Source organism: Hymenobacter sp. DG25A (assembly GCF_001280305.1).
Classification (GTDB): domain Bacteria; phylum Bacteroidota; class Bacteroidia; order Cytophagales; family Hymenobacteraceae; genus Hymenobacter.
Genome location: NZ_CP012623.1, coordinates 791,638 through 808,734 on the forward strand (window position 1 = coordinate 791,638; position 17,097 = coordinate 808,734).

Sequence of the window (17,097 nt, forward strand, 5' to 3'; positions counted from 1 at the left end):
AATGGGTAAGTAAGCGTGTGCTATAAGCGTAACGATTTTTTGTGATGTAAACTAAAAAACGCCGTTTCTGGCTTGATTAAGAGGTTTTAAGGCTTGCATTTGCCATACAAGCTCTGGTATATTTGGTTGTCCTCACCTACCTATGAAGCCTTCCTTGACTCCCCACAAGTCAGTGCTTTGGAGTGGTCGCCGGCTTTTGTCGGGCTCCCGCTTCCGCTTGCACACATCTTCCCGGCATCTTGTCGCACTGGCTCTTTGCACTGGTGGGTTGGAGGCATGCCAGCGGCCAGCCCTTCCGGTTGCTACTACTATTACCGCCAATTCTACTACAACTCCCGTGGCCGCTCCGGCTGCTGCTCCTCAATGGAGCCCCCGCGTGCAGCAACTGCTGAGCCAGATGACGCTGGAGGAGAAAATCGGGCAAATGACTCAGCTCGCCAACACCGTTATTAATACAACCGGTGTACAGCGGGATGTGGTGCTGGATTCCGCCAAGGTAACGGCGCTTATCCGGCAGTTTCATATTGGCTCTTTCCTGAACGGGGAGGCAGTGCCTGCCCGGCAGTGGCTGGCATATTCTATGGCATTGCAGCGCATTGCCATGCGGGAGTCGCGCCTGCACATCCCTATTATCTACGGCATCGACCATATGCACGGGGCCAGCTACGTAGCCGGTACCGCCATTTTTCCGCATAACCTCAACCTGGGTGCCTCCTTCAACCCGGAGCTGGCCCGGCAAACGGCCCGCGCCACGGTACTGGAGTCCGCCGATTTGGGGCACCACTGGGTGTTTGCCCCGGTGCTGGACTTGGGCGTGAATGCCTACTGGCCACGCCTGTACGAAACCTACGGCGAAGACCCCTTGGTAGCCTCTGCCATGGGCGTAGCCTTTGTGCGGGAGCTGCAGGAAAACAAAGATATCCTTCCTTATAAAGTAGCCGCCTGCGGCAAGCACTTCCTGGGCTACTCCGACCCACGCAACGGCTGGGACCGGACTAATGCCATGATTTCGGACCAGCGCCTGCAGGAGTTTTTCCGCCCCTCTTTTCAGGCAGCAATGGATGCCGGGCTGAAAACCATCATGATCAACTCCGGCGAAATTAACGGCGAGCCGGTGCATGCTTCCAAAGCCATTCTCACGGATTTGCTGCGCACGCAAATGGGGTTCAAGGGCGTAGCCGTTACCGACTGGGAAGACATCATTCGCCTGGTGCGGGTGCAGAAGGTAGCCGCCGATGAGAAGGAGGCCACCTTTATGGCCGTGGATGCAGGTGTGGATATGGCCATGACACCCTACACCACCGACTTCTGCCGCCTGGTAAAAGAGCTGGTGCAGGAAGGCCGCCTGACTGAGGAGCGCATCAACCTTTCCGCAGGCCGCGTGCTGCAGCTGAAGGACGATCTGGGCTTGTTTGAAAACCCCATGCCCCGCGCCGACCGGCTCAACCGCATCGGCGACCCCGCCCTCAAGCAACAGGCAGTGGCTGCTGCTACGGAAACGTTTGTGTTGCTCAAAAACGAGCAGAACACGCTGCCCTTAAGCAAGGCAAAAGTAAAGCGCCTGCTGGTTGTAGGGCCTTCGGCTGATTCCCGCGCCAACCTGGCCGGGGGCTGGACGCTGGCCTGGCAGGGCCGCCCTGAAAATGAATACCCGCGCGAGGTGCAAACGATTGTGGGCGCCCTGCAGCGTGAATATCCGAGTGCAAAGGTGGAAATGGTACCGTACCGCAATGCCAAAGGTCAGCTGCAACTGGCCGGCATTGCGGCCGCGGCCCGCCGCGCCGATGCCATAGTAGTAGCCATTGGCGAGAAGCCATACACCGAGGGCCTGGGCAACACCAGCGACCTGACGCTGCCCGAAGACCAAGTGCAGCTGGTGCAAACCACCCAGGCCAGCGGCCGCCCCACCATACTGGTCGTTATTGGTGGCCGGCCCAGCATCATCCGGGGGGTGGCTGAAAAGTCGGCGGCCATTATATGGGGCGGGCTGCCGGGCTTTGGTGGGGGAGAGGCCCTGGCTGCGCTGCTGAGTGGCCGGGCCAATTTCAGCGGCAAGCTGCCGTTCACGTATCCGCAGTTTGCCGGCCACATCTCCAACTACCACCACGACAACAACGAGAATAGCCTGGAGCTGAGTGATTTTGGCGCCGGCTTCGAAAACCGGGGGGCTAAATTTAAGCCTGCCATGCTCACAGAGTTTGGCCAGGGCCTGAGCTATACTACCTACCAGTACAGTAATCTGCTGCTCTCTGATTCGGTAATCAGCAGCGCTGGTACGGTACGCGCTACGGTGCGCGTAACCAATACCGGCCAGCAGGCGGGTAAAGAGGCCGTGCTCTGGTTTCTGACGGATGAGGTGGGCCGCATTGCCCGCCCGGTGCGCTTGCTGAAACATTTTGACAAGCAGGTGTTTACACCTGGACAGAGTCGGGAAATGACTTTTATCATCAACCCCAGACAGCACCTGAGTTACCCCGATGCTCAGAGCCGCCCCCAGTTGGAAAATGGCTACTTCACTTTACGCGTAGGCGACCAGACCGCTCGCTTTCGCTACGCGGACCCAGCGGCCCGCGCTTCTGCTCCGGCTGACCCCACTCCCCGGGCCGGCTCCACTGCCAACTAGCACGCTTGGTGCTGCCCGGCCCCGACGGGTATACTTTTTTTGATTTCCCTTACCAATCCCAATCCCACGTAAATGTCCCAACCCTCTACTTCTTATCTGCTGCTCCGGCGAGCCGCTCTGGTGGCCGCCTGCGGGTGGCCCACCCTGGTAGTGCCGGCTCAGGCAGCGCTACCTGCCAGCCTAAGCCCTGCGGCGCTGGTGCAGGCATCGGCGGCCGATGTGACCGTGTCCGGACGCGTAACCCAGCCAAATGGTGACGGGTTGCCCGGCGTAACGATTGTGGTAAAAGGTACCACCCGTGGTACCTCTACCAACTCTAACGGCAACTTCACAATTGTGGCGCCGGAAGGCAGCACCCTTATTTTCAGCTACGTAGGCTATCAGCGCCAGGAGGTGCCTATTACGGGCGCTAACGCCAGCTTGAACGTGACGCTTCTAGAAGACCTCCAGGCGCTGAACGAAGTAGTAGTAGTGGGTTACGGTACGCAGGAGCGTACTTCGGTAACCGGTGCCGTGTCTTCGATTTCCGGAAAAGATATTGCCTCGCAGCCAGTAGCTGATCCTACGCAGGCCTTGCAGGGCCGCGCTGCCGGTGTTACGGTAACGCAAAACTCCGGGGCACCCGGGGGAGCCGGCGGTACGTCGGTTCGGGTACGTGGTATCACCTCTGCCGGCAATAACTCGCCGCTGTATGTAATTGATGGCTATCCGCTGCCTTCCAGCGACGCCAACGGCAACAGCATCGAGAACCAGCTGAACGCCATCAACCCCAATGATATTGAGAGCATTGATGTGCTGAAGGATGCTTCGGCCACGGCTATCTATGGTCTGCGGGCCGCCAACGGTGTGGTAATCATCACCACCAAGCGCGGTAAGGCCGGTACTTCCAATGTAAACCTGGACGTGTACCGTGGGGTGCAGGAAGTTTGGCGCAAGCTGGATTTGCTGAACGCCGAAGAGTATGCCGTCATCAACAACGAAAGCCGCCTAGCCAAAGGCGACGCCACACTGCCGGCCCTGCGCAACCCGCAGGCCCTGGGCGAAGGCACCGATTGGCAGGACCAGGTATTCCGTAAGGCTGCTATTCAGAGCTACAACCTGTCGGCTTCGGGCGGCAGCGAGAAAGCGCGCTACTCGGTATCGGGGGGCTATTTCAAGCAGGATGGTACGCTGAACGGCTCCCACTTCGACCGGTTTACGCTGCGCGTGAACGGGGATGTGCAGCTGAACCGGGTACTGAAAGTAGGCAACAGCCTGTCCTTAACGCACCTCACTGACCGGCAGGTAGACACCGGCGGCAGCGAGTTTGGCGTGCTCAGCAACGTGTTGCAGGCCCCGCCTACCATTCCGGTATACAACGAGAATGGCTCCTGGTATGAGCCCACGGCCACGGCCGACAACTATGTGGAGCCTAACCCGGTGATGCAGTCCCTGATTACCAAGTCGAAGTTTGTGCGCAACCGCGCCCTTACTACGTTCTTTGCTGAGCTGGAGCCGCTGAAAGGCCTGCGCTTCCGCACCAACATTGGCGCCGACCTGGTTTTCGACAACTACAACGCCTTCACGCCTTCTGCCGGTGCTAACTCACCGCGCTACTCGGTGGCAGGTGCTGCGGCCTACAACAACTACAACCCCAGCTACCTGATTGAAAACACGCTGACCTATGATCGGCTGTTTGCTGACAAGCACCAGGTAACGGTGCTGGTGGGCCAGTCGGCGCAGGAGTTCAACTACAGCACGCTGTCGGCGGGCCGTTCCGGCTACCTCAACAACGATCTGCAGCAAATCAATAACGGCCCCATTAATGCGGCCCTCGGCAACGGCGGCACCAGCAGCCAGAACCGTCTGGCCAGCTACTTTGGCCGCGTTAACTACGATTACGCCGGCAAGTATCTGCTCTCGGCCACCCTGCGCCGCGATGGCAGTTCAGCCTTTGCGCTGGGTGAGAAATTCGGTTGGTTCCCCGGCGTTTCGGCCGGCTGGAGACTTTCGGAAGAGAATTTCGTGAAAGATATCAGCGCCATCAGCAACCTGAAGCTGCGCGCAGGCTGGGGCCGGGTAGGTAACCCCCTGAACGCTGGTCAGTTTGCTTATCTGGCGGGTATAAACTCGGGCATTACCTATGTATTTGGTCCCGATGGAACCGTAGTGGCCGGTGCTGCTCCTACGCGTCAGCAGAACACGCAGCTGAAGTGGGAAAACAACGAGCAGACCAACTTGGGCGTTGACCTGGGCTTGTGGGGTAACCGCTTGGAGACCAGCATTGACGTATACAGCCGCAAGTCGCCGAATCTGATCAGCTCCGTACCGCCTTCCCTGGTGTCCGGTACTTATGAGTCAGTGCCGACCAACGCCATTTCGGCCGTGAACAAGGGTCTGGACGTGTCTATTACCACCCGTAACTACGTTGGCGGCGAATCCGGCTTTAACTGGACCAGCTCCCTGATTTTCTCTACGTACAAGAGCAACATTGAAAACCTGGGCACGGCCGTTCCTTTCAATGGCCTCAATAACCGCCTGGGCTCACCCATTGTGCGCTACGACCAAGGCCAGCCCTTCGGCGCCTTCTACGGCTACGTAGCCGATGGCCTGTTCCAGACCCAAGAAGAAGTAACCAGCCACGCTACCCAGCAAACAGGTACGGCTCCCGGCGACATCCGCTTCAAGGATATTAACAACGACGGCGTTATCAACGATGCCGACCGTACCTTCATCGGCAACCCGAACCCGGACTTCACCTACGGCCTGAACAACACGCTGACCTGGAAGGGTTTTGATCTAAACCTGTTCATTCAGGGCTCGCAGGGCAATGATATCTACAACCTGAACCGTTTCTACACGGAAGGTGGCCTGTATAGCAACGGTAACTCCAGCACCCGCGTGCTGGGCCGCTGGACCGGTGCCGGTACCAGCAACGATGTGCCGCGTGCCATTGCCGGCGACCCCAACCAGAACCTGCGCGTAAGCAGCTACTTCATCGAAGACGGCTCTTACCTGCGCATCAAAACGCTGACGCTGGGCTACAACCTGCCCAAAACGGTACTCAGCCGCCTGGCTTCCCAGCAAATGCGGGTGTACGTGTCGGCGCAGAACCTGCTGACGCTGACCAAGTACACGGGCTTCGACCCGGAACTGGGACAGGGCGGCGTAGACCGGGGTATCTATCCTCAGTCGCGCGTGCTGCTGGCCGGTCTGAACATCGGTTTCTAACCCTTTTCCACCTGCGCGCTTGCCTGGGCAAGAGGCGCACTCCCCTCAAAAATTACACTAATGAATACTTCCAAAAATGTACTTGTCGCGATGTTGCTGGCAGGAATGCTGGCAGGCTGCGGCGAGAGCTTCCTGGATGAGTCGCCGCGCGACTCTGTAACCACCGAAAACTTTTACAAAACAGAAACCGACGCCATTCTGGCCGTAAATGCCGCGTATGCTGAGCTAAGCCGGGGTGGCCAGTACAACTACGCCCTGTGGGGTATCGGCGACATCATGTCGGACAACTCCTTCACCGGTGGTGGGGGCGGTGGCGACGGCGCCGAGCAGCAGCAGCTCGACAACTTCAACATCCCCACCAGCAACCCGCTGACAACCCGCCTGTGGGGTGGCTGCTACGTGGGCATTGGGCGCGCCAACCTAGTGCTGCAGAAAGTGCCCGGCATTGCCAACATGAACGAAGGCATCCGGAAGCGCTGCCTGGGCGAAGCCCAGTTCCTGCGGGCCAAGTATTACTTTGACCTGGTGCGTGCCTACGGCGACGTGCCGCTGGTAACCGTACCGCCTACCAGCCCCGCCGACGTGGCCATTCCACGCACCCCGGCTGAGCAGGTATACGCGCAGATTGAAAAGGATCTGACGGATGCCATCGGCAACCTGCCGGAGAGCTATAGCGGTGTTGATCTGGGCCGTGCTACCAAGTGGGCCGCCACCGGCCTGCTGGCTAAAGTGCACATCACGCGCGGCAACAAAGCGGCGGCTGCCCAACGGGCACTGGAAGTCATTAATGGCAGCGGCAAAAGCCTGTGGGCCAACTATGGCGACAACTTCAAAGTAGCCAACGAGAACGGCAAAGAGTCCATTTTCGAGGTGCAGTACATCAATGGTAAGAATGAGTATACCTTCGATGGTCTGGGCTTTGTAGGCAATGAGTTCTTTGGGCCCCGCGGTATGGGCCTGGTGCCCCAGGGCGGCTACGGCTTCAACATTCCGGAGAAAGAGTTTGTAGACGGCTACGAGGATGGCGACAAGCGCCGCGACGTAACCATCTGGAAGCCCGGCGACGCGTATCCGGCCGGTAGTGCCGTTGCTGCGCAGCCCGCGCAGCTGGTAGGCTCGCCCTTCGGCTTCAACGTGAAGAAATGGTTTGTAGGCAAGGTGAACACCAACGTGTGGGATTCGCCGCTCAACATTCCGGTTCTGCGCCTGGCCGAAGTGTACCTGATTTATGCTGAAGCCGTGGGCCCTACGGCCGATGGCTTCAAGTACCTGAACATGGTGCGCCGCCGCGCTTTCGGTGAGGCTATTGATGCGCCTTCTTCCCACGACCTGACGGCCGCCAACACCTCCAATTTCACGGATGCCGTGATACGGGAGCGTCGGTATGAGTTGGCTTTCGAAGACGACCGTTGGTTTGACCTCAAGCGTACCGGCAAGCTGCTGACTTTGCCCGCACTGCAGGCCAAAGGCGTAAAAGCCTTCAACGTGCTGCTGCCCATTCCGCAGTCCGAGCGTGATGCCAATCCTAACCTTACTCAAAACCCCGGCTACTAAGCCGTATTCGCTATAAATGATGACTCAGACATTTCACCATATCACGGGGCGGCGACTATTGGCGCTGCTCGTGGCGGCTCCTCTGCTGCTGGCTTCCTGCGAAAAGGAAGACTATAAGCTGGAAGGCCCCGTACCTACCGCCGATTTTTCGGCCCAGGTAAACACCACTGAATACCCTTCGGTGGTAACCTTCACCAACAACAGCAAAGACGCTTTCCTGTACCAGTGGGACTTCGGCGACGGTTCGCCGCTGGCCTCAGGCCAGAACGTGACGCACACCTACAAGCGCCCCGGCACCTTTAAGGTGCAGCTGATTACGGCAGGTAGGGGCGGTACGGGTGTATCGCAGCAGAAAGACGTCGTTATTCCTTCTGCTTCCGATAATACGGCCTTCGTGGGCCTCACCAACAGCACCACCACCGGCAACCGCGCCTGGGTGCTCACAAATAAGGCCGGCGCCATTACCAAGCTGGCGGCCAACGGCACCACGGTATTATCATCGTCGGCGGCGGGCAGCCTGCCCGATTGCCAGGCAGATGATGAAGTGACGTTTACCAGCACCTTCACCTACAGCTACAATGCCGGCGACGGCACGTACGTGAACGGCGCCTGCGGCACGGCTAAAACCACCACGTCGGACTTCATTTTCCGCCCAACCGGCACCACCGGCGGGCAGATTGTGCTGAAGCGCAACGGTGCCTTTATTGGCGTGGCTGATTCCGTGAAGAACAAGACCTACGACATCCTGGAAGCGTCTGCTACCACGCTGAAGCTGCGGGGCGAAAACCCGGACGGCACCTTCACGGTGCTCACCTACATGCCCCAGCTTTCTGCTCTGGACCGCGTGAAGCAGCTCCTGACCGGTGGCAGCTCCAAAACCTGGTTGCTGCAGAATGATGTGGATGCCCCCATTATTGTAGGCACCGAGGGCAACCCCGGTCAGTACTTCCCAGGCGTGAAAGCCGGTGAGCTGCCTACCTGCCAGTCAGATGATGAGTACACCTTCTCCGATGCCAACGTATTCACCTACAACGCCAAGGATCAAACCTTCGTGGCCGGTGACTACACCTGCCAGGCGCCGCGTTCCGGCACTTCCAGCTTCAGCTTCGGCCCTGCCGACGGCGCCGGTCTGGCCCAGTTTGAGTTCAGCAAGCCCGGTACCTTCATTGGCGTAACCGATGCCCCGGACCTGACCTACCGGATTATCTCCATTGATGAAACCCATATGGTGCTGCGGGCTGGCAAGCCTAGCGGTACGGTGTTCCAGATGAAGCTGGTGGCGAAATAACCTGCCGCAAATCTTCTCTAAACTAACTATGACAGTACCATTCAATATTACCCTGCGGGGACTATGGATTGGGGCCAGCGTTTCGCTGGCCCTGACTACCCTGGCCTGCACGGAAGAGAAAGCCAAAGTGGTTCCTAAGCCCACGCCCAAACCCACCGAGGTAAATGCCGAAGCCCGCGACTACGCTCAGTACACGGAGCTGAAGTGGAGCGACGAGTTTGACGCCGGCGCGCTGGACCAAACCAAGTGGACGTATGAGCTGGGCGGCGGCGGCTGGGGTAACAACGAGCTGCAGGCCTACACCAATTCCAACGAAAATACCTTCCTCACGGGCGGTAATCTGGTTATTGAAGCCAAACAGCAACAAAGCGGCTCCAACCCGTACACCTCGGCCCGCCTAATCACCAAAGGCAAGCAGAGCTTTACGTTCGGCCGCATTGATGTGCGCGCCAAGCTGCCGAAAGGCAAAGGCGTGTGGCCCGCCATCTGGATGATGGGCTCCAATATTGACCAGGTAAGCTGGCCGGCCTGCGGGGAAATTGACATTATGGAGCTGCGCGGCAGTCAGCCCAGCAAGGTGCTGTCTACCATGCACTTTGGCAATACCCCCTCTGACCACCGCTATAAATCTGGTCCGGAGCAGGTGCTGGCTTCCGGCACTTATGCTGATGACTTTCACATCTACAGCGTAGTGCGCAGCCAGGATCAGATTCGGGTGTTTCTGGATGGCAAGCAGTTCTTCACCTTCACGCCCTCGGATGCCTCGCCGTACCCGTTCAACAATCCGTTCTTCATGATTCTGAACGTGGCTGTTGGGGGAAACTTTGATGGCAACCCCGATGCCAGCACGCAGTTTCCGCAGCGGATGACCGTGGATTACGTTCGTTTTTATCAATACAAATAAACCAACCGAAGTAGTGAGCGACCGTAACCGGCTGGGAGAAGGACCAAGCGTAGAGGAAAAGCATGGCGGCTTCACCCGACTGGCCTGGTTACTGGCCATAGCTTTGTTGGGCACAGGAGCCTATATGCTGCTTCGGCAGCCGCCCCGCCCGGAGTATCGGGCGCCGCTGGCGGCCCAGGCCCCAGTCATTGACGGGCAGTCCACCGACGCCTGCTGGGCGGCGGCGCCCTGGCGCCCGCTGGACCAGCGCTGGGTAGGTGCGGCCACCAGCCCCACCGATTTTTCAGGCCGCTACAAAGTGGTCTGGACGCCGGAGCGCCTGTATGTGCTGGCTGAAATCACCGATGACGTAGTGCGTGATACGCACCCCGACCCGCTGGTAACCTGGTGGGATGATGACTGCCTGGAAATTTTTGTGGATCCGGACCAATCCGGCGGCGACCATCAGTACAACTACAATGCCTGGGCCTATCACGTGGCCCTTAATGGCCATGTAGTAGATATGGGTACCGATCAGAAAGGCCATCTGTATGATGACCACGTGCAAAGCAGCCACACCCAGCGCGGCAACATCACCACCTGGGAAACGTCGGTGGCTTTGTACCCCGATACCTACGACGAAAAGAACCCGGCCGCTAACCAGCCGCAGACTATCCGCGCCAATACGCCCATCGGCTTTGCCCTGGCTTATTGCGACAACGATGCCAGCGTGGAGCGGGAAAACTTCTTCGGGAGTGTGCCCGTGGCCGGCGCCGATAAAAACCGGGGCTGGATTGATGCATCCATTTTTGGAACGCTGCTGCCGGTTGAGTCGGCAGCGCCTAAGCCATAAGCTATTGTATGACTCCTTCTCCGCTTTCTGACTGGCTTTCGCGCTCCGCGATACTGGCTGCCGGCCTCCTGCTGGGGGCCTGCAACTCGGCCCGCCCCCCGCAAACCACCGCCGATGCCTCTGCTGCGGCTACCTCTGCCAAGCCACGCTACAGCTTTAAGGAGCTGGCCTGGCAGGATGAGTTCAACAAGCCCGGCCTGCCTGATTCCACCAAATGGACTTACGATGTAGGCGGCAAGGGCTGGGGTAACCACGAGCTGCAGTACTATACCAAAGCCCGCCTGGAAAACGCCCGCGTAGAAAACGGCAACCTCATTATTGAGGCCCGGCGCGAGCAGCTCTTTCCCGGCAACCCGTACACCTCCACGCGGCTGGTGTCGCGCGGTGGCCCGGGCAAGGGGGGAAGCCAGACGTATGGCCGCTTTGAGATACGTGCCCAGCTGCCCGCTGCGCGCGGCACCTGGCCCGCCATCTGGATGCTGCCCGACGACTGGAAGTACGGCGACAAAAGCTGGCCCGATAACGGCGAGATTGACATTATGGAGTACGTAGGCTACCGCCCCGGCGTGGTGCAGGCCTCTACGCACTGCCACAAATACTACTTCCGCACCAATAACCAGAAAACCGATTCCGTTCGGGTGGAAGATGCTACTACGGCCTTTCACGTGTACGCCCTGGAGTGGACGCCCGAAACCATCACGGCTTTCGTGGATGACAAGCCCTACTTCACCAGCACCAACGAGCACACGGGCTGGGAAGCCTGGCCCTGGGACCACCCGTTCCATTTGCTGCTGAATGTGGCCGTGGGCGGCGACTGGGGTGGCAAGATGGGGGTGGATGAAACCGCCTTTCCCCAGCGGATGCTGGTGGATTATGTTCGGTTTTATCGGCTGAAAGCCAATTAATTTTTCTGCGGGAAAAAGGCCATTTCTGGGCTTATTTCCTGATTTAGTACTCGTTACGGTCCTGCCTGGCACGGCCGCTACGGTTCCGGGGGCCGGCCCAGTTTGTAAGGGGAGTGGGTCGGCCCTGCTGGAAATTTAGTACTTAGTAACGTTTATCTATTTACTCACTTAACCCGCTTGTATGATGAAAACTTCTACGCGAATTCTCCTGACAACCGGCCTGCTGGGTCTGCTGGGCCACGCCGCCGCCGCCCAAACGCTGTATGATGATTTTGAGCAGGTGCGGCTGGTAGCTTATCCCAATGTACAGGGCATGCTGACGCAGGATGCGGCTAACCCCGCTAAGAACACTGTGAATGGCAGCACTACGGTAGCCAAATTTGAACGGGCCGCCGCGGAGCAATATGCCACCATCAGCATTGCACTGGCCGATGCCTCGCGCCGACTCCAGGATGTAACGCCCTATACCACCGGGACCAAGAAAATCAGCCTAAGCTTTTATAGCCCGATGGCCGGGGTGCCGGTGCAGCTGGTGCTGCAGAACAAGGCCAAGGCGGCGGCCACGCCTTATGTGTACCCCCAGGGCAACTACGCGGGCACCTTCAACGCCACCACTACGGTAGCCAATGCCTGGGAAACCCTCACGTTCACCTTCACGCCGGGGCCGGGTAGCAGCGACGCCAGCGTGACGGCCACGGACATCGACCAGCTGGCCCTGCTCATTAACCTGGGCAATAAGGATGGCAGCACCTACTATTTCGACGACCTGAAAGGCCCGGAGCTGACCAACGGCACGCCCGTTGACCCCAAAGTGCCCTTCCTGTACGATAATTTCGAAGACACCCGGCTGGTGCTGTACCCCGCCGTAGAAGGCGACTTTGAGCAGGGAGCCGCCAACCCGGCCAGCGGCAACGGTAACAACAGCCCCAAAGTGGGTAAATACACCCGGGCTGCCGGGGCGCAGTATGCCGTTATTACCATGGCTCCCAATGGCCCCAAACGGTTTGCCGACGTGAGCAGCTACCTGGCCGGCACTTCCAAAATTTCGATGAAATTCTACAGCCCGAAGGCCGATGTTCCGGTACAGCTGGTGCTGCAGGACAAAACCAAAGCGGCTACCGGCTACCCCAATGGTAATCTGGGCGGCACTTTCGATGCCAAAACCACTGTGGCTAATGCCTGGCAAACCCTCACGTTCCAATATAACCCCGGCGCCAACGACCCCACGGTTCTGCCCACCGACGTTGACATGCTGGTGATGCTGATTGCCCCCGGCACGAACAATGGCGATACGTACTATTTCGACGACCTGACGGGGCCTGCCTTCGCGGTAGTGCAGAGCTCCAAAGCTTCCCGGGCTTCCGTAGGGGCATTGGCTCCGCTGTGGCCCAACCCGGCCAACACCCAAAGCCACTTAGAGTTTCAGCTCGTGAAAGCCGGGGCCGTAACCGTTTCCGTTTTTGATTTGCAGGGCCGGCGCATAGCCACCATCCTGCAGCACGCCCATCGGGTTGCCGGCCGCAACCTAGTATATATCCCCACGGCCCAGCTGGCGCCCGGTCTATACCAGGTAAGGCTGGAAATGGCCGGACAAACGGTTAGCCGTCCCTTCAGCGTGCAACACTAGTAGAAAAAACCAGGAGAGGAGTTACATTAGCTCAGCCAAACTGCCAGCCAGTAGTTAGGCGGCTTCTGTAACTCCTTGGTTGTTTCTACTCATTTTCTGCTTCTTTTTCCCGTTCCGAATGGCCTTTTCCTCCGCACCCTCTGTTTCTCCTCCAGGCTTAGCCGATGCCCCTGGCGAGCAGCCGCGCTACACCTCGGCGCTGGCCTCGCTGACGGTATTATTCTTTATGATGGGCTTTATCACGTGTCTGAACGACATTCTGATTCCCTATCTGAAGGCTATTTTCCAGCTCAGCTACACGCAGGCTAACCTGATTAACCTCTGCTTTTTTGGTGCCTACTTCGTGATGGGTATTCCGGCCGGCAAAGTGGTGCAGCGCATCGGCTATAAAGGCGGCATGCTGCTGGGCTTTCTAGTAGCGGCGCTGGGTTGCTTCCTGTTTTACCCCGCCGCCGACAGCCGCTCTTATGGCTTGTTTCTGGGTGCCCTGTTCGTGCTGGCCACGGGCGTAGTGCTGCTGCAGGTAGCCGGCAACCCCTACGTAGCTATTCTGGGCCCGGCTAAGTCGGCCCCGGCCCGCCTCACGCTCACGCAGGCGTTCAACTCGCTGGGTACCACGGTGGCTCCGCTGCTGGGCGCGGCCCTGATTCTGTCTAACCTGCCGGATCTGGATACTGCCGCTTCCGCCGCCGCTATTGATGTAAGGGCCGTACAAGTGCCTTACCTAGTTATCGGTGGGGTTCTTATCGTTATCAGTGTGTTACTGGGTATGCTGAAGCTACCACGTATTGAGCATGCTCCTGATACCGATACCACCCGTTCCAAGCCATGGCACTACCGCCACCTGGTGCTGGGTATGGTGGGCATCTTTGTATACGTAGGCGGCGAAGTGGCCATTGGCTCACACATTGTTTCTTACCTGCACCTGCCCGATGTAATGAATCTGGCGCCTAAAGCGGCTGGTTCTATGGTGGCCTATTACTGGGGAGGAGCTATGGTAGGCCGCTTCTTAGGCGCTTACCTGCTCAATAAAGTAAACCCCGGTCGTCTCTTGGCCTTCAATGCGCTGGGCGCTGTAGTGCTGGTGCTGATTTCCATGAACACGCATGGCGAAATTGCCATGTGGAGCCTGCTGGCCGTGGGCCTGATGAACTCCATCATGTTCGCCACTATTTTCACGCTGGCCGTAGCCGGTTTGGGCCGCCATACCGAAGAAGCCTCCGGGCTGCTGAACGTGGCCATTGTGGGTGGTGCTCTGGTGCCTATGCTCTTCGGGGCCGTGGCCGATGCCAGCACCCTGCGCATGGCTTTGATTCTGCCGGTGCTCTGCTACCTCTACATTTTGTGGTACGGCCTGAAAGGGCACGTGCGCACCGTGTAGAGATTCGATAAAAAGTAAAAAGAGAAGCCCTCCGCTGCAGCTGCAGCGGAGGGCTTCTCTTTTTACTGGGGTTCTTACTCGGCGCTCGGAGCTACCGGTGTGGTTTGCGGAGCTTCAGCGCCGGAGCCTTCCGGGCGGTTGCTACGGTTCCGGTTGCGGCCGCCGCGGTTACGCCGACCCTGGCCTTCGCCTTTGTCACCTTCGGCGCGGGGCGCGCGGGCCTGGCTTACGCCGTCCTTCGCTTCTCCTTCCGGCCGGGGTTCCCGCGGCGCGCGGGGCGGACGGGCTTCCCCCTCGGGGCGCGGCTCACGCGGTGGGCGCTGGTAGGGCTGGGCTGGGGCGTGGCCGGCATCCAGGGCGGCCAGGGCGGCGTTGGCCTTGGCTATGCGCTCTATGTGCTTGGGGTCTTTGGGGTCGTGGGCGTCGCGGCGGTTGACGTCGCGGCCCCCGCTGCCTTCGGTACGCGGGCCCCGGTCGCGGCCTCCGCCGCCACCCGAGCGGCTGCCACCGCCGGACCGGCCACCCCGCTCAGGGCGGCCACCAATCTTACCGTGCAGGCCGGCAAAACGCTTGGGGTCAAACTCGGGCGCTTCGCCCAGGCCCAACTCCTCGGTAATGTTCTTTTTCTCCAGCTCGCGCTCAATCAGCTTCTCAATCTTCACCACCCGGTCCTGGTCCTGGTCGGAAATGAAGGTGATGGCCGTGCCTTTGGTGGCGGCGCGGGCCGTGCGGCCAATGCGGTGCACGTAATCCTCGGCGGCGCGGGGAATATCGTAGTTCACCACGTGGCTCAGCGAGTCGATATCAATACCGCGGCTCAAAACATCGGTAGCTACCAGAATAGGAAACGCCTTGTTTTTGAAGTCGCGCATGATCTGCTCCCGCTCTTCCTGAGTGCGGTCGGAGCTGATGCCCTGCGCCACGTAGCCCAGCTTGTTGATGGAGCGCACAATGCCGCTCACGGCCGCTTTCTGCGAGGTGAACAGCACCATACTCAGCACGTTCTGGGTTTTCAGAATGTGCTCCAGAATGTAGATTTTCTGGCGGTCGAAGGCCATATACAGCTGCTGGTCGATGCCGGCGGCGGGCTTGGATACGGCCAGGCGGATTTCCTCAGGCTCGTTAAGAATCTGCTTGGAGAAGTCCCGGATTTTGTTGGGCATGGTAGCCGAGAACAGCAGCGTCTGCCGCTTCTTGGGCAACTGGCGCACAATGTTCAGGATATCATCGGAAAAGCCCATGTCCATCATCTTGTCGGCCTCATCCAGCACCAGGTACTTGAGGTCCTCGAACTTTACATAGCCCATTTGCATGTGGGCAATGAGGCGGCCGGGGGTGGCAATGATGATGTCGGCGCCGGAGGTGAGGGCACGCTTCTGCTGCTCCCAGCCCTCGCTTTTGCCACCGCCATAAATGGCAATGGAGCTGGCTTCTACAAAGTAGCCGAAGCCGGTTACCTGCTCATCAATCTGGGTAGCCAGCTCGCGCGTGGGCACCAGAATGAGGGTGGAGGTAGTGCCGTGCTTGGCGTGCGAAATCCGGTCGAGGAGGGGAATGAGGTAGGCGGCAGTTTTGCCGGTGCCCGTCTGGGCGCAGGCAATCAGGTCTTTCCCTTCGATGATTTTGGGGATGGCCTGCTCCTGAATAGGGGTGGCCTGGAGGTAGTTCATGGCATCCACGCCGGCCAGCAGGTCGTCGTGGAGGTTAAATTCGTGAAACGTCAAGGTTCAGCGAGTTAAAATGATACATGGCTGACCTCGGTTTCCTGGTCAGCAAAACGGCTGTGTTGAGGTAAAGATACGGCATTTTAGCCGGGTCCGGCATTTTGCATTGCCGGCCGGCGCCGAGCACGGCACCCGAGGCAGTCCGCGGATAACCTCAACCGCAGGAATGCATAAGCCGCCCATTATTTCTTTCTTTACGGCTATGCCCATACTCGACCGGTTTTCCACCCAGGCGGCGCTATACGCCCACTTCCGCATCGACTACCCCGCGGCGCTTTATGAGTGGCTGCTGGCCCGCGTGCCCGGCCGCCACCGCGCCTGGGACTGCGCCACCGGCAACGGCCAGGTGGCCGTGGTACTGGCCCGGCACTTTGCCCAGGTAGAAGCCACCGATATAAGCCAGGCCCAGCTGGCGCAGGCTCCGCCGCGGCCTAACATCAACTACCAGCTGGCCCAGGCCGAGCATACGCCTTTCCCAGCCCACAGCTTTGACTTAGTAACCGTGGGGCAGGCCGTGCATTGGTTTGAGCCGGAGGCGTTCAACCAGGAAGTGCAGCGCGTGCTGAAGCCGGGCGGCGTAATTGCCGAGTGGGGCTATGGCCTGGTGGAAGTAAGCCCGGAGCTGGACCTCATCATTCAAAAATTTTACGCCGAAACCCTGCACGCCTACTGGGATGCCAACCGCTGGCACATCGACGATGAATACGCCCGCCTGCCGTTCCCATTTGCCAAGGTAGAAACGGCCCGCTTTACGGAAGCCCGCCACTGGACGGCCGCGCATTTCCTGAACTACCTGCGCACCTGGTCCAGCGTGGCCAACTACCAGCGCCAGCACCAGACGGATGCCGTATTGCTCATTGCTGAGGAAGTAACGCAGCTCTGGGGCGAAGAGGAGCGGGAAGTGCGGTTTCCGGTGTTTCTGCGCATGGGCCGGGCAAAGTAAGTAAAGCCAATACCTTATTTAACCGGATACGAACAGGTTATTGCTGAGTGCGGCATCTTTCATATCGACTGGGAAACGCTACAGGCAACCAGAGCCCGCCAGGACG

At 59.1% G+C, this 17,097-nt stretch carries 11 protein-coding genes; 10 read left to right on the forward strand and 1 reads right to left on the reverse strand.

The genetic code is table 11. The features are described from left to right. Window positions 1–337: 337 nt before the first annotated feature. From AM218_RS03315 to AM218_RS03355, 9 genes are all read left to right on the forward strand, one after another. Complete coding sequence (locus AM218_RS03315; protein WP_197274009.1) at window positions 338–2,623, forward strand: beta-glucosidase family protein; 2,286 nt, start codon at window positions 338–340, stop codon at window positions 2,621–2,623. Window positions 2,624–2,695: 72 nt separating this feature from the next. Continuing rightward, on the forward strand, window positions 2,696–5,833 hold the full coding sequence (locus AM218_RS03320; protein ID WP_054411836.1) for a SusC/RagA family TonB-linked outer membrane protein: 3,138 nt from the start codon (window positions 2,696–2,698) through the stop codon (window positions 5,831–5,833). A 60-nt stretch (window positions 5,834–5,893) separates the two neighbouring features. Further along, window positions 5,894–7,387, forward strand: coding sequence for a RagB/SusD family nutrient uptake outer membrane protein (locus tag AM218_RS03325; protein WP_071843683.1), 1,494 nt, complete (start codon window positions 5,894–5,896; stop codon window positions 7,385–7,387). Window positions 7,388–7,403: 16 nt separating this feature from the next. After that, entirely contained in the window at window positions 7,404–8,675 is a 1,272-nt protein-coding gene (locus AM218_RS03330) for a PKD domain-containing protein (protein WP_082318044.1), read from the forward strand. 28 nt (window positions 8,676–8,703) lie between these two features. Further along, window positions 8,704–9,579 carry a glycoside hydrolase family 16 protein gene (locus AM218_RS03335; protein WP_054411839.1) on the forward strand — a complete coding sequence of 292 codons (876 nt, stop codon included), beginning with the start codon at window positions 8,704–8,706 and terminating at the stop codon, window positions 9,577–9,579. Window positions 9,580–9,592: 13 nt separating this feature from the next. After that, complete coding sequence (locus AM218_RS03340; RefSeq protein ID WP_054411840.1) at window positions 9,593–10,411, forward strand: sugar-binding protein; 819 nt, start codon at window positions 9,593–9,595, stop codon at window positions 10,409–10,411. Window positions 10,412–10,419: 8 nt separating this feature from the next. After that, on the forward strand, window positions 10,420–11,316 hold the full coding sequence (locus tag AM218_RS03345; protein WP_054411842.1) for a glycoside hydrolase family 16 protein: 897 nt from the start codon (window positions 10,420–10,422) through the stop codon (window positions 11,314–11,316). A gap of 181 nt (window positions 11,317–11,497) precedes the next feature. After that, window positions 11,498–12,943, forward strand: a complete 1,446-nt coding sequence (locus AM218_RS03350; RefSeq protein WP_054411844.1) for a T9SS type A sorting domain-containing protein — start codon at window positions 11,498–11,500, stop codon at window positions 12,941–12,943. Window positions 12,944–13,061: 118 nt separating this feature from the next. Further along, window positions 13,062–14,324: a sugar MFS transporter gene (locus tag AM218_RS03355; RefSeq protein WP_054411846.1), complete on the forward strand. Its 1,263-nt coding sequence runs from the start codon at window positions 13,062–13,064 to the stop codon at window positions 14,322–14,324. A gap of 74 nt (window positions 14,325–14,398) precedes the next feature. Here the strand turns inward: AM218_RS03355 and AM218_RS03360 are convergent, their stop codons facing one another. Beyond that, a complete protein-coding gene (locus AM218_RS03360) occupies window positions 14,399–15,994 on the reverse strand; it encodes a DEAD/DEAH box helicase (protein WP_071843841.1) in 1,596 nt (531 codons plus the stop codon). Between the two features lie 256 nt (window positions 15,995–16,250). On the opposite strand from AM218_RS03360, the gene AM218_RS03365 reads away from it, so the two are divergent. Continuing rightward, window positions 16,251–16,991, forward strand: a complete 741-nt coding sequence (locus tag AM218_RS03365; protein ID WP_054415250.1) for a class I SAM-dependent methyltransferase — start codon at window positions 16,251–16,253, stop codon at window positions 16,989–16,991. The last annotated feature ends 106 nt before the right edge of the window (window positions 16,992–17,097 follow it).

Coding starts and splice junctions, on each gene's coding strand:
- AM218_RS03350 (WP_054411844.1), top strand. CDS start 11,498: ATGATGAAAACTTCTACGCGAATTCTCCTGACAACCGGCCTGCTGGGT.
- AM218_RS03345 (WP_054411842.1), top strand. CDS start 10,420: ATGACTCCTTCTCCGCTTTCTGACTGGCTTTCGCGCTCCGCGATACTG.
- AM218_RS03360 (WP_071843841.1), bottom strand. CDS start 15,994: ATGAACTACCTCCAGGCCACCCCTATTCAGGAGCAGGCCATCCCCAAA.
- AM218_RS03355 (WP_054411846.1), top strand. CDS start 13,062: ATGGCCTTTTCCTCCGCACCCTCTGTTTCTCCTCCAGGCTTAGCCGAT.
- AM218_RS03335 (WP_054411839.1), top strand. CDS start 8,704: ATGACAGTACCATTCAATATTACCCTGCGGGGACTATGGATTGGGGCC.
- AM218_RS03320 (WP_054411836.1), top strand. CDS start 2,696: ATGTCCCAACCCTCTACTTCTTATCTGCTGCTCCGGCGAGCCGCTCTG.
- AM218_RS03330 (WP_082318044.1), top strand. CDS start 7,404: ATGATGACTCAGACATTTCACCATATCACGGGGCGGCGACTATTGGCG.
- AM218_RS03365 (WP_054415250.1), top strand. CDS start 16,251: ATGCCCATACTCGACCGGTTTTCCACCCAGGCGGCGCTATACGCCCAC.
- AM218_RS03325 (WP_071843683.1), top strand. CDS start 5,894: ATGAATACTTCCAAAAATGTACTTGTCGCGATGTTGCTGGCAGGAATG.